This is a genomic window from Actinopolymorpha alba DSM 45243, assembly GCF_000373925.1.
GTDB lineage: Bacteria > Actinomycetota > Actinomycetes > Propionibacteriales > Actinopolymorphaceae > Actinopolymorpha > Actinopolymorpha alba.
The window spans coordinates 1-20,539 of sequence record NZ_KB892822.1 but is presented as its reverse complement, the minus strand read 5'-3'; the positions used below and the strand labels follow the sequence as shown (position 1 = coordinate 20,539).

At 67.9% G+C, this 20,539-nt stretch carries 35 protein-coding genes; 2 read left to right on the top strand and 33 right to left on the bottom strand.

The genetic code is table 11. The features are described 5' to 3' along the window. A partial coding sequence (locus B141_RS52045) for an integrase core domain-containing protein (protein WP_020580180.1) occupies positions 1 to 247 on the top strand: 247 nt, incomplete at its 5' end. Between the two features lie 65 nt (positions 248 to 312). On the opposite strand, the gene B141_RS0136835 is transcribed toward B141_RS52045, so the two are convergent. The 33 genes from B141_RS0136835 to B141_RS50120 all read right to left on the bottom strand — a co-directional run bounded on the left by B141_RS0136835 (position 313) and on the right by B141_RS50120 (position 18,819). Then, positions 313 to 507: a hypothetical protein gene (locus tag B141_RS0136835; protein WP_157181579.1), complete on the bottom strand. Its 195-nt coding sequence runs from the start codon at positions 505 to 507 to the stop codon at positions 313 to 315. Next, positions 504 to 785, bottom strand: coding sequence for a hypothetical protein (locus B141_RS0136830; protein ID WP_020580178.1), 282 nt, complete (start codon positions 783 to 785; stop codon positions 504 to 506). Before B141_RS0136830 ends, B141_RS0136835 begins: the two co-directional genes overlap by 4 nt. After that, entirely contained in the window at positions 782 to 973 is a 192-nt protein-coding gene (locus B141_RS0136825) for a hypothetical protein (RefSeq protein WP_157181578.1), read from the bottom strand. The genes B141_RS0136830 and B141_RS0136825 overlap by 4 nt, the downstream gene beginning before the upstream one ends. Beyond that, positions 970 to 1,176, bottom strand: coding sequence for a hypothetical protein (locus B141_RS0136820; protein ID WP_020580176.1), 207 nt, complete (start codon positions 1,174 to 1,176; stop codon positions 970 to 972). The genes B141_RS0136825 and B141_RS0136820 overlap by 4 nt, the downstream gene beginning before the upstream one ends. Then, a complete protein-coding gene (locus B141_RS50135) occupies positions 1,173 to 1,331 on the bottom strand; it encodes a hypothetical protein (protein WP_157181577.1) in 159 nt (52 codons plus the stop codon). The genes B141_RS0136820 and B141_RS50135 overlap by 4 nt, the downstream gene beginning before the upstream one ends. Further along, positions 1,328 to 1,786 (bottom strand): ASCH domain-containing protein, encoded by a 459-nt coding sequence (locus B141_RS0136815; protein ID WP_020580175.1) that lies wholly within the window; start codon positions 1,784 to 1,786, stop codon positions 1,328 to 1,330. Before B141_RS0136815 ends, B141_RS50135 begins: the two co-directional genes overlap by 4 nt. Further along, positions 1,783 to 2,037: a hypothetical protein gene (locus B141_RS0136810; RefSeq protein WP_020580174.1), complete on the bottom strand. Its 255-nt coding sequence runs from the start codon at positions 2,035 to 2,037 to the stop codon at positions 1,783 to 1,785. Before B141_RS0136810 ends, B141_RS0136815 begins: the two co-directional genes overlap by 4 nt. Beyond that, a complete protein-coding gene (locus B141_RS0136805) occupies positions 2,034 to 2,255 on the bottom strand; it encodes a hypothetical protein (RefSeq protein ID WP_020580173.1) in 222 nt (73 codons plus the stop codon). Before B141_RS0136805 ends, B141_RS0136810 begins: the two co-directional genes overlap by 4 nt. Beyond that, positions 2,252 to 2,899, bottom strand: coding sequence for an HGGxSTG domain-containing protein (locus tag B141_RS44865; RefSeq protein WP_157181576.1), 648 nt, complete (start codon positions 2,897 to 2,899; stop codon positions 2,252 to 2,254). The genes B141_RS0136805 and B141_RS44865 overlap by 4 nt, the downstream gene beginning before the upstream one ends. Further along, entirely contained in the window at positions 2,896 to 3,336 is a 441-nt protein-coding gene (locus B141_RS44860) for a hypothetical protein (RefSeq protein WP_020580171.1), read from the bottom strand. The genes B141_RS44865 and B141_RS44860 overlap by 4 nt, the downstream gene beginning before the upstream one ends. A gap of 346 nt (positions 3,337 to 3,682) precedes the next feature. Next, a complete protein-coding gene (locus B141_RS46640; protein ID WP_020580169.1) occupies positions 3,683 to 5,101 on the bottom strand; it encodes a DnaB-like helicase N-terminal domain-containing protein in 1,419 nt (472 codons plus the stop codon). After that, a complete protein-coding gene (locus B141_RS0136780) occupies positions 5,098 to 5,328 on the bottom strand; it encodes a hypothetical protein (RefSeq protein WP_020580168.1) in 231 nt (76 codons plus the stop codon). The genes B141_RS46640 and B141_RS0136780 overlap by 4 nt, the downstream gene beginning before the upstream one ends. A gap of 1 nt (position 5,329) precedes the next feature. After that, positions 5,330 to 6,037, bottom strand: coding sequence for a hypothetical protein (locus tag B141_RS0136775; RefSeq protein WP_020580167.1), 708 nt, complete (start codon positions 6,035 to 6,037; stop codon positions 5,330 to 5,332). Further along, positions 6,034 to 6,324: a WhiB family transcriptional regulator gene (locus B141_RS44850; protein WP_020580166.1), complete on the bottom strand. Its 291-nt coding sequence runs from the start codon at positions 6,322 to 6,324 to the stop codon at positions 6,034 to 6,036. The genes B141_RS0136775 and B141_RS44850 overlap by 4 nt, the downstream gene beginning before the upstream one ends. Beyond that, positions 6,321 to 7,115, bottom strand: a complete 795-nt coding sequence (locus tag B141_RS0136765; RefSeq protein WP_020580165.1) for a hypothetical protein — start codon at positions 7,113 to 7,115, stop codon at positions 6,321 to 6,323. Before B141_RS0136765 ends, B141_RS44850 begins: the two co-directional genes overlap by 4 nt. After that, positions 7,112 to 8,998, bottom strand: a complete 1,887-nt coding sequence (locus B141_RS0136760) for a DNA cytosine methyltransferase (RefSeq protein WP_020580164.1) — start codon at positions 8,996 to 8,998, stop codon at positions 7,112 to 7,114. Before B141_RS0136760 ends, B141_RS0136765 begins: the two co-directional genes overlap by 4 nt. Beyond that, positions 8,979 to 11,660 (bottom strand): DEAD/DEAH box helicase, encoded by a 2,682-nt coding sequence (locus B141_RS53275; protein ID WP_202806053.1) that lies wholly within the window; start codon positions 11,658 to 11,660, stop codon positions 8,979 to 8,981. Before B141_RS53275 ends, B141_RS0136760 begins: the two co-directional genes overlap by 20 nt. Further along, the gene (locus B141_RS0136745) at positions 11,657 to 12,592 is read right to left on the bottom strand and encodes a DUF5131 family protein (protein WP_020580162.1); all 936 of its coding nucleotides are present in this window, start codon (positions 12,590 to 12,592) and stop codon (positions 11,657 to 11,659) included. The genes B141_RS53275 and B141_RS0136745 overlap by 4 nt, the downstream gene beginning before the upstream one ends. Next, positions 12,589 to 13,110: a RuvC family protein gene (locus tag B141_RS0136740; RefSeq protein ID WP_020580161.1), complete on the bottom strand. Its 522-nt coding sequence runs from the start codon at positions 13,108 to 13,110 to the stop codon at positions 12,589 to 12,591. Before B141_RS0136740 ends, B141_RS0136745 begins: the two co-directional genes overlap by 4 nt. After that, positions 13,107 to 13,286 carry a hypothetical protein gene (locus B141_RS50130; protein WP_157181575.1) on the bottom strand — a complete coding sequence of 60 codons (180 nt, stop codon included), beginning with the start codon at positions 13,284 to 13,286 and terminating at the stop codon, positions 13,107 to 13,109. Before B141_RS50130 ends, B141_RS0136740 begins: the two co-directional genes overlap by 4 nt. Then, a complete protein-coding gene (locus tag B141_RS50125) occupies positions 13,283 to 13,441 on the bottom strand; it encodes a hypothetical protein (RefSeq protein WP_157181574.1) in 159 nt (52 codons plus the stop codon). Before B141_RS50125 ends, B141_RS50130 begins: the two co-directional genes overlap by 4 nt. Beyond that, positions 13,438 to 13,698 (bottom strand): hypothetical protein, encoded by a 261-nt coding sequence (locus B141_RS0136735; RefSeq protein WP_020580160.1) that lies wholly within the window; start codon positions 13,696 to 13,698, stop codon positions 13,438 to 13,440. The genes B141_RS50125 and B141_RS0136735 overlap by 4 nt, the downstream gene beginning before the upstream one ends. Next, on the bottom strand, positions 13,695 to 13,910 hold the full coding sequence (locus B141_RS0136730; protein WP_020580159.1) for a hypothetical protein: 216 nt from the start codon (positions 13,908 to 13,910) through the stop codon (positions 13,695 to 13,697). The genes B141_RS0136735 and B141_RS0136730 overlap by 4 nt, the downstream gene beginning before the upstream one ends. Then, entirely contained in the window at positions 13,907 to 14,206 is a 300-nt protein-coding gene (locus B141_RS0136725; RefSeq protein ID WP_020580158.1) for a hypothetical protein, read from the bottom strand. Before B141_RS0136725 ends, B141_RS0136730 begins: the two co-directional genes overlap by 4 nt. Beyond that, positions 14,203 to 14,409 carry a hypothetical protein gene (locus tag B141_RS0136720; RefSeq protein WP_020580157.1) on the bottom strand — a complete coding sequence of 69 codons (207 nt, stop codon included), beginning with the start codon at positions 14,407 to 14,409 and terminating at the stop codon, positions 14,203 to 14,205. The genes B141_RS0136725 and B141_RS0136720 overlap by 4 nt, the downstream gene beginning before the upstream one ends. A 73-nt stretch (positions 14,410 to 14,482) precedes the next feature. After that, complete coding sequence (locus B141_RS0136715; protein ID WP_020580156.1) at positions 14,483 to 15,223, bottom strand: 3'-5' exonuclease; 741 nt, start codon at positions 15,221 to 15,223, stop codon at positions 14,483 to 14,485. After that, entirely contained in the window at positions 15,220 to 15,423 is a 204-nt protein-coding gene (locus B141_RS0136710) for a hypothetical protein (protein ID WP_020580155.1), read from the bottom strand. Before B141_RS0136710 ends, B141_RS0136715 begins: the two co-directional genes overlap by 4 nt. After that, entirely contained in the window at positions 15,420 to 16,556 is a 1,137-nt protein-coding gene (locus B141_RS0136705; protein WP_020580154.1) for a recombination directionality factor, read from the bottom strand. The genes B141_RS0136710 and B141_RS0136705 overlap by 4 nt, the downstream gene beginning before the upstream one ends. Positions 16,557 to 16,562: 6 nt before the next feature. After that, complete coding sequence (locus tag B141_RS0136700) at positions 16,563 to 17,468, bottom strand: hypothetical protein (RefSeq protein ID WP_020580153.1); 906 nt, start codon at positions 17,466 to 17,468, stop codon at positions 16,563 to 16,565. Beyond that, positions 17,465 to 17,791, bottom strand: a complete 327-nt coding sequence (locus B141_RS0136695; protein WP_020580152.1) for a hypothetical protein — start codon at positions 17,789 to 17,791, stop codon at positions 17,465 to 17,467. Before B141_RS0136695 ends, B141_RS0136700 begins: the two co-directional genes overlap by 4 nt. After that, positions 17,788 to 18,225 (bottom strand): hypothetical protein, encoded by a 438-nt coding sequence (locus B141_RS0136690; protein WP_020580151.1) that lies wholly within the window; start codon positions 18,223 to 18,225, stop codon positions 17,788 to 17,790. The genes B141_RS0136695 and B141_RS0136690 overlap by 4 nt, the downstream gene beginning before the upstream one ends. 130 nt (positions 18,226 to 18,355) lie before the next feature. Further along, positions 18,356 to 18,550, bottom strand: a complete 195-nt coding sequence (locus B141_RS0136685; RefSeq protein WP_020580150.1) for a hypothetical protein — start codon at positions 18,548 to 18,550, stop codon at positions 18,356 to 18,358. Beyond that, entirely contained in the window at positions 18,547 to 18,819 is a 273-nt protein-coding gene (locus B141_RS50120; protein WP_051114296.1) for a helix-turn-helix transcriptional regulator, read from the bottom strand. The genes B141_RS0136685 and B141_RS50120 overlap by 4 nt, the downstream gene beginning before the upstream one ends. Positions 18,820 to 19,061: 242 nt before the next feature. On the opposite strand from B141_RS50120, the gene B141_RS50115 reads away from it, so the two are divergent. Beyond that, positions 19,062 to 19,637, top strand: coding sequence for a hypothetical protein (locus tag B141_RS50115; RefSeq protein WP_157181573.1), 576 nt, complete (start codon positions 19,062 to 19,064; stop codon positions 19,635 to 19,637). Positions 19,638 to 20,539 lie beyond the last annotated feature (902 nt).

Here is a 20,539-nt window from a genome sequence, read left to right as displayed (position 1 = left end):
GTCGGTGGGGTCGGTCGGGGACGCCTACGACAACGCACTCGCCGAGTCCCAGATCGGCCTTTACAAGACCGAACTCATCCGCCCAGACGGGCCATGGCCCACCCTCGAACACGTCGAAATCGCGACCCTGGAATGGGTCCACTGGTTCAACACCGAACGGCCCCACCAAGCCCTCGACGATCTGACACCCCTCCAGGTAGAACAGATTCACTACACTCACCGAACCGGCCACACCAAGGCCGCCTGACACACAAACCCGAGCCTCCGGACACTCCGGGGCGGTTCACCTTGGGAGTCCCGCTTCGACGTCGGTCACGCGTTGCTCTCCTGCCCGGTTGCGTGCTGGATCTGGTCTCGGAGTTTCGAGAGGCCTTCGTCGTCGAGGGTGAGGGTGATCTTGAGCCGGTGGGATCCACAGTCGGCGTATTCGGCGGTGAATTCCATGACCTCGGCAACCACGGTGTGCTCGGGGAACTTGAACGGCTGCTGCTTCATGAGTGGGCTCACGGGGTCGCCTCCTCCCCTCGACGGGCTGCCCGATCCTTCTTGCTCCACTCGGCGAGGGAGGCGTGGTACAGGTCGCCGGTCACGGCCGGGTCGGTCTGTAGCCGCAGGTGGTAGCCGGACGCGTAGCCACCGCTGGTGATTTCGGCGTGCTCGCGCTGCTCGCGGTCCAGCCGATCAGCGATGGCATGCATCTCGTGCCAAAGCTCGTCGAGGGTGTCGGCCTCGAGGTCGAGGGTGAGCCGGTGCCGTCGGTGCGGGATCTCGGGTCGCTCAGTCACGCGCTGGTCCTCTCGCTATCGGCGGCCGCGGCCGCCATGCGTTCGCAGTCGAGCAGGCAGCAGTCGCCAACCCGCTCACCGCCGATCAGGCCGTGCGGAGTATCCGCTGGGATTGGGCCGAGGCAGCGGGAGCAGGCCTCGCGGCGGCTGCTGCTGGCTGTCTGGATGCGGGCGATACGGCGGGTCATCCCGTCCACCGCCTCAACCCGCGGAATGGCCGTACGACGGTGGTGCCGTCGGCGCGGCGGATCGCGACGTTCCGCGGGGCGTGCGGCTTCGGTCGACGCACCCAAAGCACAACGTCTGTCCGGGGTTCGCCTTTGCGGTAGTCCTGCCAGCGGGCCAGCACCACGACGGGCTGGCCACGCTCGGCGTAGGTGCGGCCGATCACGCGTCCTCCCGCACCCTGAGCAGCGGCGTGTGTTGGACACCTGGCGCGCATTGGGCGGTGCGCGTGTCGAGCGCGGTCCAGCTGCCGTCCCGTAGCGCGATGTCGGCATAGCAGTGGTGGCAGCGTCGCCAGGCAGGCGGTGGCGTGGAGGTCACAGCGCTGCCCTCCCTTCGAGTGCCTCGACCGGCAGGTCCCACAGCCCGAGCCGCCCCTTGCACGGGATCGGCTCCGCGAGTGGCTCGGGATCCTCGAGGACCAGGTGCACGAGGTTGGCCTTGCCGTCGTACTCGGACATGCCCCAGGGACGGCAGCATCCGGTGTCGGGGTGGACGTCGACGAGCTGGACGGTCCCGAGGATCGCGTTGAACGTGAACTCGCCGGCCTGGTGTCCCGGGCGGGACAGTGCCCGGCCGTAGTTGCACGGCTCGTCCGGACGCCGGCTGAGAGCGTGGATGATCTGCTCGTCGCCCTCGCCTCGCTGCGACCAGCGCGACCCGGCATGGATGGCCAGGGGGCCGCGGTATTTCCAGGCGGTGGTTCGGTTCTCGATGGTTTTGCCGCCGCGGAGGATGGCCCATGCCCACGGTTGCTGGATGGTGAGGGCTTTCACGACGTCTCCACCTTGGGTTCGTTGTTCGGGTTCGGCATCGGGCATGCGAGTTCTGCGGCGTTTCCGTGGTGCTCAGGGCCAGCCGTGGGGTGTGTGGGGTCGGCCAGTGCCAGCCGTGGGGTGTTCCACTCGGCGGCGACGTCGGCACATCCGCAGGGGCAGGTGCCTCGGTGCAGGCCTTCGTGGCCAGCGGGGAGCCGGCATTCGGCGCCGAGGAACTGGCTCTCGCAGGTGGGGTGGGTGGTGGTCATCGGCGGGCCTTTCTGCGGCGGGCGAGCGTGCGTTGGCGGTAGGCGACGTGCATGGCGGAGCCTCGCTCGGACTCGAACGTGTGGGAGCCGGCGAGCAGCTTGCGTAGGTCGGGCAGCGACTGGAGTCGTTCGATCGCGCGGGCGAGGGCGTCAGCGAACGCTTCGAACGACGGCTTGATCCCGGCGAGGATCGGAGGCGGGAATGGGGGCCGGCTCATGCCGCACCTCCGGCCTCGAGCTCAGCGACCGCCCGCAGATGCCGCGGAACCACCTCAGGCACCCGCGCCAGCTGCTCCACAGTCAGCTCGAGGTCGGCCAGCACGCCGCGGATTACGCTCGCCAGCAGCGCACCCTGCTGCTCCGCCAGCCGCACCCGCCGTTCCTCGATCCCGGCGGCGATCGCGGCCTTGCACACGTCGACCAGGTGCCGACGCTCCCGCTGGTACAAGTCCAGCCAGACGCTCGGCTTCGCCGCGTACGTCGTGTCGGTGCCCGGGAACTCGCCCGAGGCCTTCTCGACCTTCTCGGCGACGCCCCACACCAGGTCGCCGGACTCCAGGCCTTGCACCACCTCGCCGAGCCAGGCGACATGCCCCGCAGTGCGGTGCACCTCCTCCAGCAACGCCGTATGCGGATCCACCTGACGAGGCAGCCCGAACGTTGCCACCGCCCGGGCCGCGGCCGCCTCCTGCTGCCGGCGGGACGCAGCCTCGAGCGAACGCGGCGCGCGGCCGCCGTGCATCTTGCAGACCCGCTGCCCGCGCATGGGCGGCTGTGTGCAGGGCTGCCCGTCCCTGCGGTGTGCCGCGCATCTGGCGTGGGGTTGGCCGCAGGTCGTGCAGGGCGTGGGGTTGGTGGTCACGCTGGCACCTCGTCGGCGTCCGGCGTGAGGTCGGTCGCTCCCGTGTCGACGATCAGGATCGGGAACCCCTCCTCGTCGTGCCGCCGGCAGGGCTCCCTCGGCTCGCCATTGGCGTCGTACATGAACGCAACCGGCTTACCGGTCCGTCGGGCGTACTCGATCTCGCGTCGGGTGGATTCGCCGATGTAGCCACCGGGGTTGACGACCAGCACCGAGTGGGCGAGGTCGATCTTGCGGAGGTGGAGCTCGTCGAGCCGCGCCTTGTCGTCTTCGGTCAAGGAGTCACCGGAGTGGCCGAAGACGCCGGGCGCGAGGACGATGCGGCCGGCGAGGGTCTGCTGCCGGTTGGCGACGGCGAACTCGTCGCGGAATCGGGTGGAGCCGCAGAGGCAGACGATGCGGGGGCCTGCTTCGCGGATGTAGGTCGGGTAGTTCATCGGTGCTCCGTTCGGTGGGCTGGTGGGTGTCCTTCATCGAGTCGTGGGCGGCGGCCCTCCTCTACGGGGAGATGGCGTGGCGCGTGATTCAGGAGCGCCATCTCTCCGTAAGGAGAATCACTTGAATCACCTGTAAAAGCGCAGGTCAGAGGCGGTTTGGGGGTCTGTGAATCACGCTGACCCGTGACTCACTGAATCAAGATCACGTCTGGGGGGTGTTTCTGCAGGTCAGAGGGTGATTCATGGGCCGATGCATCACCGTGAATCAGCTGCATATTCGGGTTTTGATTCACGCCGCGATCCCGTAAATGATTCACGGCGGCGCCCCTTCGGCGGGTCTGGATGATCACGAGTTGGCGGCCCCCTTGACCTCTGAAACCAGCGCCTTGAAGTCGTCTCGCCGCTCGGCGAGCGTCCGGCTGACCATCGACTGGGTGAGGCTCAGCCTCTGCGCCAGCTGCCGCTGCGACAGCTCCTCGCCGGCGTCGAGGATCGCCTTGCGGATCTGCAGCCAGCGGATCTCCGAGTCGCTCCGGGCGGGGCTCCACGGCCAGTCGCCGCCTCTCACCAGGAGGTTGGGCCAGTCACGCTGGTCGCGGTCGCCGCGCCAGTGCTCGATGCTGCCGTCGGCGTCGAGCCACAGCCCGAACTCGGGCCAGCGGCGCCACCCTGACCAGCCGTATGGGCGGGTGGGGCGCTTCTTCTGCCCGTTGGTTTCGTTGCCGACGTGCGCTTCGATCCAGAACGCGGAGTCGTAGGTGGCGCGGAGGTGGTCGACGAACAGGGCGACGGGTTTGGCGGTCTTCTCCTCGTTGGGGTCGCCGTCGGCCATCTTGTAGATGGGGCCCGTGACTACAAGGTCGGGCCTGACGGCGGCGATGATCCCTTCGACCCATGCACGGTCCTCAGGGCCGGTGAGGTCGACGCCGGCGATGTGTGATTCGACGCGCAGCTGGTCGGAGTCGAGACGATCGCCGGCCTTGATGTGGAGGGGCCGGAGTGCCCGGCGGAGCTGGTTGGCGGAGTTTTCGAAGTCGAGGATGAGGACGCGGGCGGGTTTGATGACCTCGCCGGTGAAGGGGTGGATGCCGGCGGCGGCCTGTACTGCGATCTGGCGGCCGAGGGTGGATTTCCCGCCGCCTTCGGGGCCGGTGAGGATCACCCGGTCGCGGCGTTCGAGGAGTCCGGGGATGAGCCAGTCGTGGCCTGGTTCGGTTTCGTTGAGGAATTCGTCGATGGTGAGGACGTGGCGGGCGGCTGGCCGGGTGGCGGGGCCGAATCGGGCGACGGCGGCGTCGAGGGTGTCGAGGGAGTCGGCGAGGGCTTGGTCGATGTCGGAGCCGGTGGAGAGTGTGGCGAGCCTGGTGGCGACTTGTTGGACGGTGCGGAGCCGTGCGACGTCGCGTACGCGGGCGGCGTAGGCGGGCGCCTGGGCTGGGAGGGGGCAGGCGCCCATGAGGTCGTGCAGGTAGGTGCCGCCGCCGGCCCGGTTGAGGTTCCCTGACCGTTCGAGGTGGCCGATGACGAGGATCGGGTCGGGGAGTTGGCCGGTGTCGACGACGGCGTGGATTGCCCGCCAGATCGTTTCGTGGCGCGGCTGGTAGAAGTCGGTTGGTTCGAGGTGATTGACGAGCTCGGTGGCGAGTTCGGGGGCGAGCAGGAGGGCACCGAGGACGGCTTGCTCGGCGGCGTGGTCGGCGGGGGAGTGGCGGCCGTTGTCGCCGTCGACGACTTGTAGTGGTGGCCGCTGGTCGTTCACGCTCACGCGCCCTCCATGTCGAACAGTGCTTCCTGCGTTGGTGTTGTGGCCTGCCCGGTCGGGGCGAGGTGCCGTTCGCGTACTGGGCCGCCGGTTTCGGCGGCCCAGGCGCGGACCTTGTTGGCGTGTCGTGCGCAGGTGCCGGCCTGGAGGTAGCCGCCTGGGCCGTCGGCGGTGTAGATGGCGACGGCTTCGGCGATGTGGGGTGGCCGGCAGGCTGCGCAGTAGGGCATGTCAGGCGCGGGCGGGGATTCGGGTGATGGTGACGCCGGCGTGGCCGAAGAGCCGCTCGTGCCAGTTGGCGCGCCACTCTGCGAGCCGGGCTGCATCGTCCTCGGTGACGGTCTGCGGTTGCAGGAGTCCGAGGAACGATTCGCCGCAGGCGATGACGAGGACGGTTCTTTCGCCGGTGGGTTCGACGACGAGGGGCTGTCCGTAGGCCTTTGCGGCGTCTCCGAACAGACCGAGGAGCTTCCCGCTGGTGAGGATGCGGCCGGCGGGTTCGGGTCCTCTGGTGAGGTACTTGTGGATGGCCGCGGGGATGTCGGGGAAGCCGTCTTCGACAGACAGCCTCGGCAGGCGGAGTGCCTTGCCGGGGAACATGCCGCTCACGTCGGTGACGGTGGTGTGCTTGCCGTCGACGTCGATGCGCAGCGTCTGGTCGGGTTCGTCCTTGACCGGCTTGTGGATGGTGAGGATTTCCTTGATGTTGCCGGGGGTGAGGTCGATGGCGGGGTTGTCGTCGTCGGTGTCGAGGTCCTCTGTTGAGACGATGGCGAGGCCGGCGGTGTAGCGGTTGGTGGCGGTGACCCACACGTTGTGCCGGTCGGCGGTGAGGCGTACCCGGTGCAGGGGCGGGAACTCGGGGTCCGGGTCGGCGTGGGGTGCGACTGACAGGAGCGCGGCGCGGAGGTCGGCGGTGCCGACGGTGATGCTGGTCATACGATCTCCTTTGATTTCTTGAGGTTTCGCCGTTCGCGGGGTGTGAGGCCGCCCCAGATGCCGTATTCGTCGTCGCGGTTGAGGGCGTCGCTGAGGCAGTCGCGCCGCACGGGGCATCGGCGGCAGATGGCTTTGGCAGGGCTGCGTCGGCCGTCGGGGTCTGGGCCTCGCTCGTCGGGGTAGAACAGGTCGGGCGTGAGGCCTGCGCAGGCGGCGCGTCGGAGCCAGCTGGGGCCCGATGGGAGCCCGGCGGTGGGAAGTTCAACGGTGTCGAGTAGGACGCTCATGACGCCGCCTGCAGGTCGCGCTGGAGTGGGGCGTACCGCTCGACCTTGAGCCCGGTGTGGCGTGTGATGTGCGCGTCGCTGTAGCCGCGGCGGCGCATCCGGGTGATGACTTCGGCGGCCTCCGCTTGGGTGAGGGCGATGGTGCGGTCACCGTCCATGCGCCGCCAGATGGCGGCGTGGTCCAACTCGTCCTGGTCGACGTCGGCGGTGTCGTTTCCCTGGTGGGGTTGGCTGTTCGGGTCGTCCATGGTGTCGTCGTCCCAGGCGAGTGGAGGCGCCCAGCCGCGGGCGAGGGCCCGGGTGCGGCTGGTTTTCGACGGGCCCGGTGTCATCGCGAGCGCGTCGTAGGCGGAGCGGATCCCGTCGTGCACGGTCCGGGTGATGGTGGAGCCGCGTCGGGCGAGGATGTCCCGGATGAGCGAGGGGGACAGGTCGGCGTGGTGGGCGATGTCGGCAGTGGTCCAGCCGATTGCGCGGAGGGCCTGGATTCGTCGGCGTGCCCCGATGTTTGGGACCTGGCCGGTTGGCCGTGTGCGGTTGCGTGTGGCGGCCGCGGTGACGGCGCGAAGTCGTTCGGCAGTTGTGGTGTGGATGGTGGGCTGGCCGCGGAGGATGAAGGTGATGATGCGGTGGTTGACGCCCGACGCGTCGGCGATGGCGTGTTGGCTGGCGCCGGCGGCCATGAGCGCGCGGACGTGCGCGGCGACCGGTCCAGCTGGGACGCGGCGGGTGATGCCGCGGGCGCGGTCGAGGGCGTAGAGCTTCCTGTAGCGGAGGCTGTTGGTGGTCATGCTGGGATTTCCTGTCCGAGGGATTCGGCGACGGCGGCGATGAGGTCGCGGGCGGCGGGTGGGGTGACGGCATTACCGGCGAGGCGTACGCGTTCGCGTTTGTTGCCGAGCAGCACGTAGTCAGCGGCGAACGCCATCGCGAGCTGAATCTCGTGGGGTTCGAGCATGCGGAAGTAGCAGTCGTCGACGTCGACAGCGAGCGAGGCCAGCGCATCGCCCTCGACGGTGGTCTGCGTGGGTAGCGGCTCGACGACGGCGCGGGCCGGGCCGTTGTAGTCGACGATCATGTGGTCCCAGCGGATGAGGGACTGGTGGCCGGCGGTGGTGACAGTGCGGACTGGCTCGTCCACCGGGGTGGACATCTCGGCGCCGCCGGAGTTGTTCCTCATCACGAGCGCGGGCATCGTCACCAGGGACTGGCGGCTGGACGCCATGACCGTGCGGGCCGGCTCGTCAACGGGGGTGCACATCTGCCCGTCGCCACGACTGTTCTGGTTTCGCAGGAGCAGGGCGTGGTGGTTACCTGCGGCAGCGACGGTGTCGAGCGGCTGTGTCGTTGTCTTGGCGGTGTTGTTCTGCCGTAGCGGGATGACGATGCCTTCGGAGTCCCGCGTGGTGCGCGTACGGAACGGCTCGTCGACGGGCCGTGCTTCGTCGTTCCAGGTGCCGCCGGCCGGCACGAGCATGGGCGGGACCGCTACCCCGGTTTCGTTCCGCGCGGTCTGCGTTCGCAGAACCTCGCCTGTGGGGGTGGCGTTCTTCCCGCTGCGACCTTCGACCGGTACGACCAGGCCGGAGTGGTTGCCAGACGCCCACACCGCACCGAGCGTCCCGTCGATGGACGACGTGCGGATCTCGCCCGGACCGCCGCGGTGCACGGTCACGAACGGCGGATACGCGACCCCCTTCGACGGGGTGGTGTGGAACGTCTTGAACGCTTCGTCGGCTGGCCAGACCCGGTAGTAGCCGGGCCGCTCGTATGTGTTCCCGGCGGCCTCGAGGTGCACTGGCCGGCCGTAGCGGCGCAGCCCGGCCTCGATCCGCGCACGCGTCTTGGTGGCCAAGGGGCGCTTGCGGTCGCCGATCCGCTCGCCTGGCAGGCTCCAGTCGATCGCGGCGGCCGCGGGCAGCCACGCCGGCTCCACGACCTGGTGTCGGCAGGTGGACGACGGGCAGCGGTAGACGTACTGCGCGCGGTAGCGGCCCCACTGCCGCCGAGGGTTCTTCCAGGACTGAATCGCCCGCACCATGCGCTCGCAGGTCGGGCACCACGCGGCAGGCCGGGTCCACTTCTCCAGGTCCGGACACCTTGTGGTCGACAGGTGGCCGCCGCAGTACCAGCGGTCCCTGGACTGCGGTGCCGGCATGCCCATTCCCTGGGCGTGCATGGAGTTGAGGAAGACCTCGTGCAGGCAGTAGCCGGCGTCGGTGAGCGCCATCCGCCATGCGCGGTAGTACATCCAGTCGCGGACGTCGACGACGTTCTCCACGACAAATGCCTTGTACGGCCGGCCGCGCAGCTGCATCGCCTCGACGAACCGGGGGACGTCCCACATCGTCGCCCGCGACCGTTCGGCCGCCGCGTCGGGCAGAACCTCACCGAACAAGTCCGGCTGCTGGTCGCGTTTGCGGATCCCCTTGGCCTGCGAGTGGTTCGTGCACTCCGGAGACGCCCACAGCAGGTCGGTTGCCGGGTAGCGGCGAGGGTCGACCTGGGAGATGTCGGCGCAGTCGTGGTCGGCGTGCGGAAGGTTGGTGTTGTGCGTCTCCACGGCGAGCGACCAGTGGTTGGCGGCCATCCGCACGCGTACGCCTGGCACCTGCTCGGCACCCGAGGACGAGCCGCCGGCACCACAGAACAGATCAGTCACGGTGAGCGTCACCGAGCACCTCTTCCTGATATTCCTTCGCGCATTCGCGGAGCTTTTCGGCGAGCATCCGGTTGATCTCGGCGTCGTGTTTCTCGTCTGGGTCCTGCGATTGCTCGAGGATGTTGGCGTCGCACTCGTACGAGTGGGCCTTGTCTCGCAGCCATTTCGCCGGGTTCATGCGGGCACCGCCTCGTCGTCGGCGAGGTCGAACAGAGTCGGCATGCCGTGCTTGCGTTCCTCGGCTTGCAGGTACTTGACCCCGTCGAGGAAGTAGCCGGTGTTGAGCTCGACAGCACGGCTGCGGCGGCCGGCGTGCAGGGCCCGGACCGGGACGGTGAACAGGCCACCGAACGGATCGAAGACGAGCTCGCCAGGGTTGGAGAACCGGTTGATGAGCCGGTCCACGATGTCGAACTGCAGCGGGCAGACGTGCATGGTCTGGGCACGGCGGGACTGTTCGGTCGTCGTGCCACACGTCCGGGTGGTGCGATCCGGGGGCGAGGCTCATGAACGTTGCAGGCAAGGCGCCGCGGGTTTCGAGGGCCTCACCGATACGGACGTGCGCCTCGTAGTCGTACACCTGCCTCAGCGTCTGCTCGGTGAACAGCCGCGACATCTGCTCGGCCGGCAGTTCGGCGAGCTCGTCAGGCGTCAGGTGCCGGTTGCCGGAGGACCGCCAGAAGGCGTGCGCATCGACCTGCCAGCGTGCCCGCGTGTAGTTCGCCTTCTCCTTCGTGACCGGGACGTCGGCGTAGCCGCGGGTCCGGTCCGTCTGGGGCTTGTGGAACAGCAGGATGTACTCGGGGCTGCCGACGCCCATCTTGGTGGCGTCCTTGCACTGTTCAGACCAGCCGAGCCGGTAGGTCTGGTTGTTCTCCCGCACGACGTCGGTGACGACGGTGATCATGCCGAGGTAGTCGAAGCCGTGCCGGCGGCCGTGCATCAACGCCTCGGCGTGGAACGGGGAGACCGTGGGGACGCCGGCGCCGGTGACGTTGCCGAACAGGATCCGGTCCTTTACGTGGCAGGCGTAGATCCGACCTGATGCGAGGATCCGCAGCAGCTGGGGGGTGAGGTAGTCCATCTGCGCCCAGAAGTGGGCGTTGTCGTCGGTGTGGCCGAAGTCGTTGTACAACGGCGTGTACTCGTAGTGGTTCGCGAACGGGATCGAGGTGACGATCAGGTCGACGGAGTTGTCGTCGACCAGCTGCACCTCGTCAACGCAGTCGTTGTTGGCGACAAGCCAGCCTCGCCCGGACGCCTCGACACGTTCGACACCGATGGAGCGGGTGAGCGCCTCGGTGATGGAGGTGGAGTTGAGTCCGTGCTGGCGGATGACGTCGGTCATCTTCGCGGTGAGCTCCTTGTGCTGTGCCCACTTCTGCCGCAGCGTCCGCACGACGTCCCGCTCGGATTCGGCGTGGATGATGTCGATCCGGACCCGCTTGGTTTGCAGGAAGCGGTGGATGCGGTGAATGGCCTGGATGAAGTCGTTGAACTTGAAGCCGACGCCGACGAAGATCGCCCGGTGGCAGTGGCGTTGGAAGTTGCAGCCTGACCCGGACAGCTCTGGTTTCGTTGCCAGCAGGCGGATCCGGCCGTCGGAGAAGTCGATGACCCGTTGTTCCCGCTCGTCCAGGTCGAGGCTGCCGTACACCTCGACGGCTTCTGGGATGGCTTTCTTGATGGCGCGGCGTTCGTCTTCGAGGTCGTGCCAGAGGATGAAGTGATCCTCAGGTGAGGAGGCGACGATCTCGGCGGCCATGGCAACGCGGGCGCCCAGGGTGTCGCGCTTCTCCCGGGCGGCATCGGTTACTCCGAGCGCGCCGCCGCGGAACAGGTGGGCCTGCCCGTCACGGTCGACCGGCGTGTGGGTGTGGTCGACGGCTACCTCGTGGTAGATGACCTCGAGGTCGGGCAGGTCGTAGCCGGTGTCGTCGTAGCCGAGGTCGCTGGGCTTCTGGAGGAACACGGCCCACGTGTTGAGCCACAGCCAGAACTCCGCCTCTTTGTGTGGGTAGAGGGTGAGGTTGTTGGCCTTGGTGGAGTCGCGCTGGAAGAAGCGGGTGAGCGCCTGGCCGGTGTCCATGACGCCGAGGAACCCGGCGTAGTGGATGAGTTCCTTGTACCGGTTCGGGCTGGGGGTGGCGGTAGCGACGAACCGGTACGGCACCTGGTCGAACAGCGGCAGGAACGTCTGGTAGGTCTTCGACCCGAACGAGCGGAGCACGCTCGCCTCGTCGAGGGACACGACGTCGAACAGGTTTGGGTCGAGCTTCCCGTCCCGGACCGACTCGTAGTTCGTCAGGTAGATGCCAGGGCTATCCAGCTGGTCGGGTGTGCGGATGAATGTCGCGGTAATGCCGAGCATCGCCGCGTCACGTACGAACTCCTGCCGCACACCGAGCGGGCAGACGATGAGGCCGCGGCCGCCGGTGCGGGCGAGGACCAGGCGCAGGGTCTCCAGCTGCATGACCGACTTGCCGAGCCCGAACGCTGCGAAGATCGCACGCCGACCGCCGGCTACGGCCCATCGGACGATTGCGCGCTGGTGGGGGAGCAGGATCGGGTGGATGTCGCCGTCGACGACGTCGTCGAATCCGAAGGCCTGCGATGCGGCGACCTTGTGGGTGAGGAACTCGGTGTACGCCGTGACGGATGCGTCACTTGTCATCGCGGGCACACCTCATTCCGCTGTGGCATCTCGTTCCACTCCCGGCCGTCGAGCTCGCGGCCGGCAGCGCTCTTGCCGACGCGGCGCATCACGACCTCTGTACCGTCCTTAGCACCGTGCGGTTCGGTGATCGGCCAGGCGTAGCCGTCACGGCGGATGTGGAGGTCCGTCTCCTTGGCGATTTCGCCTTCCCCGACTGGCGCCCATGCGCCCCATTGTTTGAAGAAGAACGGCACTATGGCGGCCGCGCATTGGTCGCGGAGCCTGCGGGCCCACTGCGGGTGCATCGGCCTGGCGTTGTGTCCGGACTCGCCGCCGATGATCACCCAGTCGATCGTTGGATCGGCGGGGCGGTCTCGGTACTCGTGGATCGTCACGGGTCCGAGCAGTGGCTCGCACGAGAGGAACCGGACGGCGGCCGGGGTGTCTAGCAGCGCCGGGATCCGCACGTCCGCCCACTTCTGGCTTTCGACGGAGACGCCGAGCCACACGTTCGGCAGCGGCCACGTGAACAGATTTCGCGGTGCCTCGCTGTAGCCGATCGCGGTCTCCATTGCGGCCGCAACGCGGAACCGTTCGGAGTTCAGCAGGGACCGCATCCGGCCCGGCCTCTTCGTGAGGATCTGGTACGTGTGCTGCGGTGTGAGTGCCATGACGGCGAACACCTTGGCGATGTACTCGTCTGGCACGTCGGCATGGAACAGGTCGGACATGGAGTTGACGAACACGGTGGCCGGCTTCCGCCACCGCAGCGGCTGGTCGAGCCGTTCCGGGTGGAGGGTGACGGCGAACCCGCGTGGGAACGCCTTACCTCCTGCGAACCTCGTGGCGATGGTCTCGGCGTAGCAGTGGTCGCAGCCTGACGAAACCTTGGTGCAGCCCGTGACCGGGTTCCAGGTTCGCTCGGTCCACTCGATCTTCGTCTGGTTCATGCCGGCACCGCCATTAGGTCCCGGCCTGGCCAGATGACCTTGGCGAGCGCGTCGCGGTGGGTCTGGGGCAGCTGGACGAGCGGGTGCCCGGCGAGGTCGTGTCCGAGCGCGCGGAGCCACCAGGCGTCGACTTGGTTGTCGTCGCGGATGTCGAGGCCGGCCCGCTTGTAGAGCGCCATCCGCATGTCGGCCTTGTCGACGCCGGTGCCGCGGCCGCAGGCGTACTTCTTCAAGGTGGCTGGCGTGACGGTGACGTAGGGCACCTCGGCCTCGATGAGGGCGAGGCGGATGACGCCTTGTGCCATGCCGGTCTTTCCCGCGCCCTGCGCGTGTGTGGGGAGGTCTTCGATGACGGCGAGGTCGACGCCGATCGCGGCATCGCGGAGTCGCACCGCGATCTTGTGGAGTCGCTGGTCGCCTTCGTCGGCGTTGCCGCGGATGGTGCACGTGGCGCCGTCGGGGAGTGCGAGGCCGGTGGCGGTGAGGCTGGGGTCGATGCCGAGGACTCTGGTGGTCATCGGGTCCTCCTTGGCTTTGGTAGGTGGCCGACGTGCCAGCGCTTGCAGTGGCGGCAGCGGTAGGTGGCGAGACGTACGCCGCCGCGGGCGATGAGGTCGCGGCGTTGGGTGTCGGCTGCGGTGCTTGTGGGGTAGCCGCGTTTGCCTTTGCAGGAGCGGCCTTTCGTTTCGATCACGGCGCCGCCCTCTGGTCTGCCTTTGTCGGCTGGGGAATCTCGTCCCTGGTACGGCCGTCGAGCTTTCGGCCGGGCGGCGCTGGTGGAGGGACGACGCGCCCAGGCTCGACGATGTTTGTCAGCCACGTACGCAAGGCGTTCTTGACGGCGGTCATGGCCTGCCTCCCTGGCGGCGCGAGCGGGCGAACCCGACCGCGACGACAGCCGCGCCGGCGATACCGAGCGGCCAGCGCAGCGCACCAGACTCACGGGTAGCCACGCCGAACACGACCATCGCGACGCAGGCCAGAGCCAGGAATCCCAGCATCGGACCGACCGGCTCACGCGCCAAGAGAGTCAGCACAACCAGGACGCCCACAAGCAGTGCGGCAGCGAGGACAGCGACATATAGAGGGATCGTGAGTGGGGTCATGACACCTTCTCCTGTTCAGCTTCAGCGGCCTCGATGAGCCGAGTGACGCGCCGCGAGGTGAAGTGCGCCTCCAACGTCGCGGCGGCGAGCAGCGCACGCTGGCGCGGTGTGCCGGCGCCGTTGCGGCAGATCTCCCGCACGGTGACGCCGATGGTGTGGTCGGCGTATTCGAGCGCCTCGGGTGCGCGGGTTGCGAAGACTTCGGTCGTCATGGCGTCACCTTCCGAAGCTCTGGTGCGATGTTGTTCGCCCACTCGGCGAGCGCGTTGTAGTCGGGGGAGTCCGGGTCGATGAGCCGCTCCCACCGGTCTTCGCCGAGGTCGGGCTTGGCCGGTGGGCCTTCGAGGCGGGCGTTGTAGTCGTCGAACGACTTCGCCAGCGCTGGACTCACCTGGTCGTCCTCAAGCACTTCGGCGGCGCCGTCCACCACGCGGATGCCGTTGTTAAGCCACAAGGCGAGAGCGGCCGCGATGAGCCAGGCAAGGAAGAACCAGCCAAGGGCGCTCATCGGACCATCACCCCAGTCGGCTGCTTCGTGGTCCACACGCCCCACACCTGCTGCCCCCGGGCGTTGGTGTGACGGTGGACGTAGACGTGCCACACCTGGCGGGCGTTGTCGAGCCCGAACCGGTACAGGAATGCGGCAGCTTTCGCGGCCTCGTCCCATGTGGGGCAGTCGGCCGACTGGCTGGCGCAAGCCGGGATGTACATGGCGTACCCTTCTTCCTCGTCGGTGGTCCCGCCTGCCTTCCTTGGGGGTTGCGGGCGGGACCGCTGCTTTGTTTCAGGCGGCCTTGCTTTCGGGCCGCAGCCGAATCGGCCAGGAGCCGTCCACGTCTGTGGCGTCCTTTCCGCTGCGACGCAGGTATGCCGCGAAGTCCTTCTGCCGCTCGGCGTGCCAGACGATCTGGCGCTTGTGCAATTCGGCAGGTTCGATGTCGCCGACCTCTTCCGGGTAGTGCGCGGCCAGCACGGTGGCGAGCCGGACGGCGGCGAGCGCGTCAGCGCTGGAGTCGTGCGCGCCGGCCAACGTGACCTGGTACTGCTGGCAAGCGGCCGTCAACGTGCGCTTGCCTTTGCGGTACTTGTCGAGCGCCCGATCGATCACGAACGGATCGATCACCGGGCAGATCGCCTTGACGGAGCCGAGCCGCTCGACCAGGCCGCCAAGGTCGTAACGCGCCAACTCCCGATCGAGGACGGTGAAGTCGTAACTGGCGTTGTACGCAACGACTGGGATCCCGCGCCGAAGTGCATGGCAGATCACGGCGGCGACGTCGGAGACGACAAGCTCGGCAGCATTCCCGTGGTCTTTCGCGTACTCGGTGGTGATCCCGTGGATGGCGGCGGCTTCGTCAGGGATGTCGACGCCAGGATCGGCAAGCCAGGAAAGGGTTTCCGGGCGTGCGCCGGGCCGGACGGTGATGACCGAGGCGGTGACGATCCGCGCCTCTTCCGGGTTGGCCTCGGTGGTCTCGAGGTCGAAGCCGATGCGGGTGTCGGCGTACCAGGTGGAAGCGGTCATGACGCAACCGCCTTCGCCCACACCGTCGGGCCGAGGCTTGTCCCCTTAGTCAGGCCGCCCGCCTCAGCGGTCGCCGCGGCCAACGCGAGCGTCGGGTGGACCTGTGCCATCGCGACCACGGTCCGCGCGTCGTCCCGATCGACAGCGTTCGCCTTCTTTAGCAGCCGCTCGGCCTCGCGGAAGTGTTGTGTCTCGCTCATGCCGCCGCACCCCCTCGAAGCTGCTCGAGGTACGCGGCCAGCTCGCCCGCCGAAGCGGTGTCCGGAGTGATGCCGCCGTTGCGGGCGACGAAATGCTCCGTGAGCTGGGTGGAGGTCATGCCCTGCTCGCCGGCGACACGCAGGATCTCCTGCCAGATCGCGTCAGCATCCGCCTCGGTGACCTGTCGGGCCGCGACCGGAACCGGCGCCGGCTCGTCGACGATCTCGCCGACCACCTCGGCGGGCGCCGGCTCGGACTCCTGAGCGGCTTGGAGCTCGTTCACGCGGGCGGTGATGATCGCCTTGGCAGCTTCGTCAAGGCGCCCCTGCCCGGAGAGAAGCGTCCACAGGGACCGGGCATCCTCCACCGTCACGCAGCGGGCGGCGAGGCCAGCGACGTCGACCGGCTCCGTGGCCGGTGCGGCCTCGATCGCAGGCGGCGGTGCCGCCACCAACTGCGGACGCTCCACCGGTGCGGCGATCGCCGCGCCCGACTGCTGCGCGACGATCTGCCGAAGCCGCGCCGCGCCGATTTGCAGATCCAGCACCGGCACCACAAACCGGGACGTCTTGCCGTCCTTGATGACGCGACGCTCTACGAGGTTCAGGTGCGCGGGCACCAGGTCGCCGACGTACTGGGCGAGCTCCGCGACGGCGGGGATCTCGGCGGCGGCGTTCCATCCGTGGCTTTCGAGGCGCCATACGCCGATCGCCTCGAGCTCCACCAGCATCACCGACAGCCGGGTCGTGGGCTTGGCGTTGATGTGGTCCGGTTCGTCGAGATCGCAGGGGTTGCCGGTGGCGTCGGTTTCGCCATCGCAGCGGTGCACGCATCCGCCGCCCGACCAGGTTTCCATCCACTGCGTCAGCCCGCCCTTGACAGCGATGACGGGGACGGACTTGGCGTCGGTGTAGACCTCCCACGCCGCCTGGCCGGCGTTGTCCCAGTTGCGGGCTTGCCCGCCGTAGAGGGTGGCGAGGTCGCGGATGTACCGCTCGGAGTGGCTGGTGAAGCGGAATGTCTCCAGCTTGGCGGGCCGGGTCTTTCCGTTGCTCGTGGCCTGCTTGTTGCCGAGGCGGATGCGGCCGAGCTCGGCATGGCGGCGCTGGAGCACGATGGGCTTGATGGGCATGGCGTCTCACGCCGCCTTTCTGCTCTTGGGTTCCGGCAGCGCCGGTACGTCGAACGGGGTCCACGCCTTCGCGTCCAGGCCGTGGAAGTAGCCCTGCAGGGCGACGGCGTTGACGAACGCCTTGTGCGCATCGCGGTCCGCCGGCAGAGGAATCAGCGCGTGTGCGTTGGTGCGAAGGTTCAGCAGCGCAGCGCCAGCGAACCGCGGGACGTCGATCTCGGAGTCATCAGGCAGCACCGCCGACGGGGCGAACCGAAGACCGGCCAGCTGCAGCACCTGGTCGGGATAGACCGCTGTCGGCGGTTTGGTGAGGCTGGTCTTGATGTCGATCAGCCACAGCTCGCGCCGCATAGCGCGGCCGGTTGGCAGCTGGAGCCAGATGTCGCCGGTGCCGGCGTACCTGTTCTTCCGGTCGATCACCGTCGTCTCGGCGGCCTCGACGTGCCGGTCGATGTCCACCTGCCAGGCGTCGAGGAACCGCAGGTACTGGTCGATGAACGGCTCGACACGCTCGTCGTACGGCATCGGCTGCCCGAACACGTGGGCGTGAGCGTGGGCATGAACGGCGGTTCCCAGATCGGCCTTGGATTCCCACTGGGCCTTGTATTCGGCCTTCATCGCCGAGGTCACACAGAACCGGCAGGTACCGCACCGCTCGGCGACGCGCTTCTTATCGCACCCGTTCGGCCCGTTGGGTCCCTGCCGCGAGGTGGCCACCATCTGGGGGAGCAGCTCCCACGCCGTCTCGGCGGTGACCTTCGCCGCCGACGGTGGAAGCGCAGGCTTGTTGACCACAGACTGTGCGTTGGTGACGGAGATAAGCAGGTCCCCGCCGAAGGGGCAGCCCTCGCCGCAGGCGCCGTAGTATCGGCCCTTGCCCTTGATCTCGCGGGCGTGCTTCGGTTCGGTCACCGGTACCACCTCGCCGCGGCCATCGCCTTAGTGCCGGTGCTGCCGCATTCACGGCAATGCATGTCGGATTCGAGGACCCGGCCGGTGCCGGTCTCGTAGTCGACGGAGATCACTCCGCGCCCGTCGCAGACTGCGCAGTCGCCGTCGGCGAGCCAGCGGGCGCAGTCGCAGCCCGGGACGTTGCAGTCGTCCTGCCCGTCGATGTGGTCGCAGGACAGGTGGCCGCAGCCGATGCGGCCGCAGTCGCGGCAGTCCTCGTCGTGGATGTGATTGAGGTCGTCGAGAGTGTCGACCTCGAAGGTGGGCTGGTCGAAGACGCTCATGCGACGACCGCCTCAGGTGCCGCGTCGGCGAGCAGCGAACCGCACCGCCACTCGACGATCTCGACCTCTTCAGTGACCTGGACCTCCGGCACCTTCGCGAGCGCCTCGGCGTCCTTGATCACGCGGGTAACCGTCTCCGTGCCGACGACGACTCGCTCGCACACCTCATTGCGGAACGCGGTGAACGTGACGTGCAGCCCATCCAGCTGCCCGGACAGGTCGAAGTAGTTGGAGCGGGCGTCCTTGTCGAGCCGTCCAGGGAAGGCGCGGACCGCCGCGGCCATCGCGGCCCTGTTGTCTACGGACGAGCGGAGGAAGTGGAACGTCATCGGGGAGGCGCTGCTGCCCTGGTAGGGCACGGGCACCTCGTCGTGCTGCTCGAGCAGGTCGGCCAGCTTCCGCAGACCGGAGATGTAGGCTTCGCGGTCGCTCATCGCGTACCGTTCCTTTCGTGTCGTGAGCCCGGTTTGCTGCTTGGCGGTGGCTGCCGGGCTTTCGGCTTTGGTGTCCCGGGCGGCGGAGGAGCCGCGGAGGGGAATCCGTCTCGACCCCGCCCCCGGGAGCTCATGCGGTGTCGCGGGTCTTGCTTGGTGCGGTGCGGGACCTCAGCTGCCGGGCGATCCGCGCCTGCTCCCGGTTCAGGTGCCGGGGAGCCATCGCGAGCTGCTCGGCGATCCACCACTCGTCCACCTGGCCTTCGTGGTCCTCGCGCTGCTCTGCAGCCGGACTCGCAGGCGGGTTCTCGCTGGCCGTGCTCATGCGGCGCCACGCTGCTGACGAATGGGGCGTGCGGCAGTTGTCATTCGGCGCACGCCAGAAGACTCGCGAGGCTCGAAGAGGTCCTCCCACGGCACATCGAGCCGGCGGGCGATCTCTAGGGCGAGAGCCTCGCTCAACGTGCGGGCCTTCTCATTCTCCAGCTTCCAGATCATGTTCTGGGAGCAGCGCGCGAGGAAGCCCAGTTCGCGTTGGCTGAGGTTCCGGCGTTCCCGCCAGCGGCGGAGGGTGGCCCCGTCTTTGGCTCTCATCCAGACCTCTGCTGATCTCAATCGCCGTTGCCTCGCCGCTTTCCGCCGAGGCTTCCCCGTTTGCTGGATCATCCTGCACCTCCTCTCTCGGCTTGACAACTGAAGCATGCGGCACGCGTCGCTTGTTGTCAAGCAAACAACCGCGTACGCGCTGGTCAGTGACGCATGACGCGCAGGTAGGTTGTCACCGTCCGGGCGTGTTGGCTGCCACACCCCGTCAACCCGAGGAGACGATGAGGGCCGTGAGCAGAGAAACGTTGACCGACTTGCTCCGTCTGGCCTCCCAGCGCCACGACGCATCCGGCCGGCGCCTCGGGGACATCGCAGCCAGCAACGGCTGGGACATCACCCACACGACGATCAACCACATCCTCGCGGGCCGCTACCGCAGCCGCCCAGGACCGCGGACCCTCGAAGCGATCGCAAACCTCGCCAACGTTTCTCTCGAGCGCGTCTACGCCGCCGCCGATGTTCCGCTGCCTGCACGACGTCTGGCCGATGAGCTACCCCGCGAAGCGGACCTTCTGACCCCGCGGCAGCGAACGGCCGTTATCGAAGTGATCCGGGCCATGGTCGACGCCCACGGCGCTGCGGGGGAGTCGGATACGGCAGACCCTGCCGCCGCCGAGGAGGCCATGAGCAGGCCTCAGCCGTTGGCGCCAATCGAGGTTCGACGCGCCGCGCTCAATGAACTTCGAGACCGGATCAAGACGAATCCGGGACTGACCGAGGAACAGCGTGTGATGTGGGCGGAACAGATCGCAGGGCTCGAGCGGCAGCTAGAAGACGAGCACCCCAGCGACCGCGACGCCCTGTAAGGGATCCGTAGCATCGGGCGCCTATCCGTAGTGTCACGGGGGAGGAGGGGGCCTGACGCTAACGTGTCAGCACACCAGCAGGGCGACCAGTCGAAGAAGAAGTCAGAACGTCTCCCGGACCTGTTGGCCGAGTCGCGGAAGGAGCTCGCGGACCTGCTCGCGATGTCGATGACTCCAGAACAGCGAGCAGAGGTAGTAAGGGCGCTCGAACGCAAACGCAGGCGAATATTTCGAGTGATCCATGGCGGAAAGACGGCCGTACTGGTGTTTGCGGCCGGCATGGTGGGGATCCGGACGGCACTGGGAGAGCACGCGGTCAGCATCCCTGCAACGGGAGGCGTCGCAGCTGTCCTAGCCGCCGGCGCTCCAGGAGTTCCTAGTGTGATCTGGCAAGACCCGTCCCCGCATCCTCAGCCTCAAAGCCAGGCTCCGATCCCGACGGCCAGCGAACGATGGTCGACGCCTCCGCTTACGCCATCACCGGTGGAAGACCCACAGACGCGCGATAGAGGTGTGGTCCCATTCCCGACATCCGTTTCGCCGACCCGCCGCCCCATGCCATCTCGCGCTTCGAAAACCCGGGTTCCTCAGCTGTCGACGATCACGTAATTCCCCAGGTGTGAGGGTGTGACGATCACGTAATTCCCCACCGCGATCACGTATTTCCCCATGGGGACGGGGTGCGTGTCGTGAGGGATCTGGCCATCACGAACAGGAACTGTCTCCCCTTGACTGCATGCGGCAGAGACGGGGAGCCGATGGCAAGGAGAAGTTTCGACGTGGTTGACATCACTGAGATCCTCGTGCACTGGCACGCGGGTCGGTCGCAGAACGAGATCGCGGCCAGCCTGGGCGTGGATCGTAAGACGATCCGCAAGTACGTGGCCCCGGCGCAGGCCGCG

What these genes read in the sequence shown, in the direction of transcription:
- B141_RS0136825 (WP_157181578.1), bottom strand. Translation starts at nt 973, where the DNA reads ATGACCCGCCGTATCGCCCGCATCCAGACAGCCAGCAGCAGCCGCCGC.
- B141_RS0136810 (WP_020580174.1), bottom strand. Translation starts at nt 2,037, where the DNA reads ATGACCACCACCCACCCCACCTGCGAGAGCCAGTTCCTCGGCGCCGAA.
- B141_RS0136805 (WP_020580173.1), bottom strand. Translation starts at nt 2,255, where the DNA reads ATGAGCCGGCCCCCATTCCCGCCTCCGATCCTCGCCGGGATCAAGCCG.
- B141_RS44860 (WP_020580171.1), bottom strand. Translation starts at nt 3,336, where the DNA reads ATGAACTACCCGACCTACATCCGCGAAGCAGGCCCCCGCATCGTCTGC.
- B141_RS0136780 (WP_020580168.1), bottom strand. Translation starts at nt 5,328, where the DNA reads ATGCCCTACTGCGCAGCCTGCCGGCCACCCCACATCGCCGAAGCCGTC.
- B141_RS0136775 (WP_020580167.1), bottom strand. Translation starts at nt 6,037, where the DNA reads ATGACCAGCATCACCGTCGGCACCGCCGACCTCCGCGCCGCGCTCCTG.
- B141_RS44850 (WP_020580166.1), bottom strand. Translation starts at nt 6,324, where the DNA reads ATGAGCGTCCTACTCGACACCGTTGAACTTCCCACCGCCGGGCTCCCA.
- B141_RS0136765 (WP_020580165.1), bottom strand. Translation starts at nt 7,115, where the DNA reads ATGACCACCAACAGCCTCCGCTACAGGAAGCTCTACGCCCTCGACCGC.
- B141_RS53275 (WP_202806053.1), bottom strand. Translation starts at nt 11,660, where the DNA reads ATGACAAGTGACGCATCCGTCACGGCGTACACCGAGTTCCTCACCCAC.
- B141_RS0136745 (WP_020580162.1), bottom strand. Translation starts at nt 12,592, where the DNA reads ATGAACCAGACGAAGATCGAGTGGACCGAGCGAACCTGGAACCCGGTC.
- B141_RS0136740 (WP_020580161.1), bottom strand. Translation starts at nt 13,110, where the DNA reads ATGACCACCAGAGTCCTCGGCATCGACCCCAGCCTCACCGCCACCGGC.
- B141_RS50125 (WP_157181574.1), bottom strand. Translation starts at nt 13,441, where the DNA reads ATGACCGCCGTCAAGAACGCCTTGCGTACGTGGCTGACAAACATCGTC.
- B141_RS0136735 (WP_020580160.1), bottom strand. Translation starts at nt 13,698, where the DNA reads ATGACCCCACTCACGATCCCTCTATATGTCGCTGTCCTCGCTGCCGCA.
- B141_RS0136730 (WP_020580159.1), bottom strand. Translation starts at nt 13,910, where the DNA reads ATGACGACCGAAGTCTTCGCAACCCGCGCACCCGAGGCGCTCGAATAC.
- B141_RS0136725 (WP_020580158.1), bottom strand. Translation starts at nt 14,206, where the DNA reads ATGAGCGCCCTTGGCTGGTTCTTCCTTGCCTGGCTCATCGCGGCCGCT.
- B141_RS0136720 (WP_020580157.1), bottom strand. Translation starts at nt 14,409, where the DNA reads ATGTACATCCCGGCTTGCGCCAGCCAGTCGGCCGACTGCCCCACATGG.
- B141_RS0136715 (WP_020580156.1), bottom strand. Translation starts at nt 15,223, where the DNA reads ATGACCGCTTCCACCTGGTACGCCGACACCCGCATCGGCTTCGACCTC.
- B141_RS0136710 (WP_020580155.1), bottom strand. Translation starts at nt 15,423, where the DNA reads ATGAGCGAGACACAACACTTCCGCGAGGCCGAGCGGCTGCTAAAGAAG.
- B141_RS0136705 (WP_020580154.1), bottom strand. Translation starts at nt 16,556, where the DNA reads ATGCCCATCAAGCCCATCGTGCTCCAGCGCCGCCATGCCGAGCTCGGC.
- B141_RS0136695 (WP_020580152.1), bottom strand. Translation starts at nt 17,791, where the DNA reads ATGAGCGTCTTCGACCAGCCCACCTTCGAGGTCGACACTCTCGACGAC.
- B141_RS0136690 (WP_020580151.1), bottom strand. Translation starts at nt 18,225, where the DNA reads ATGAGCGACCGCGAAGCCTACATCTCCGGTCTGCGGAAGCTGGCCGAC.
- B141_RS0136685 (WP_020580150.1), bottom strand. Translation starts at nt 18,550, where the DNA reads ATGAGCACGGCCAGCGAGAACCCGCCTGCGAGTCCGGCTGCAGAGCAG.
- B141_RS50120 (WP_051114296.1), bottom strand. Translation starts at nt 18,819, where the DNA reads ATGAGAGCCAAAGACGGGGCCACCCTCCGCCGCTGGCGGGAACGCCGG.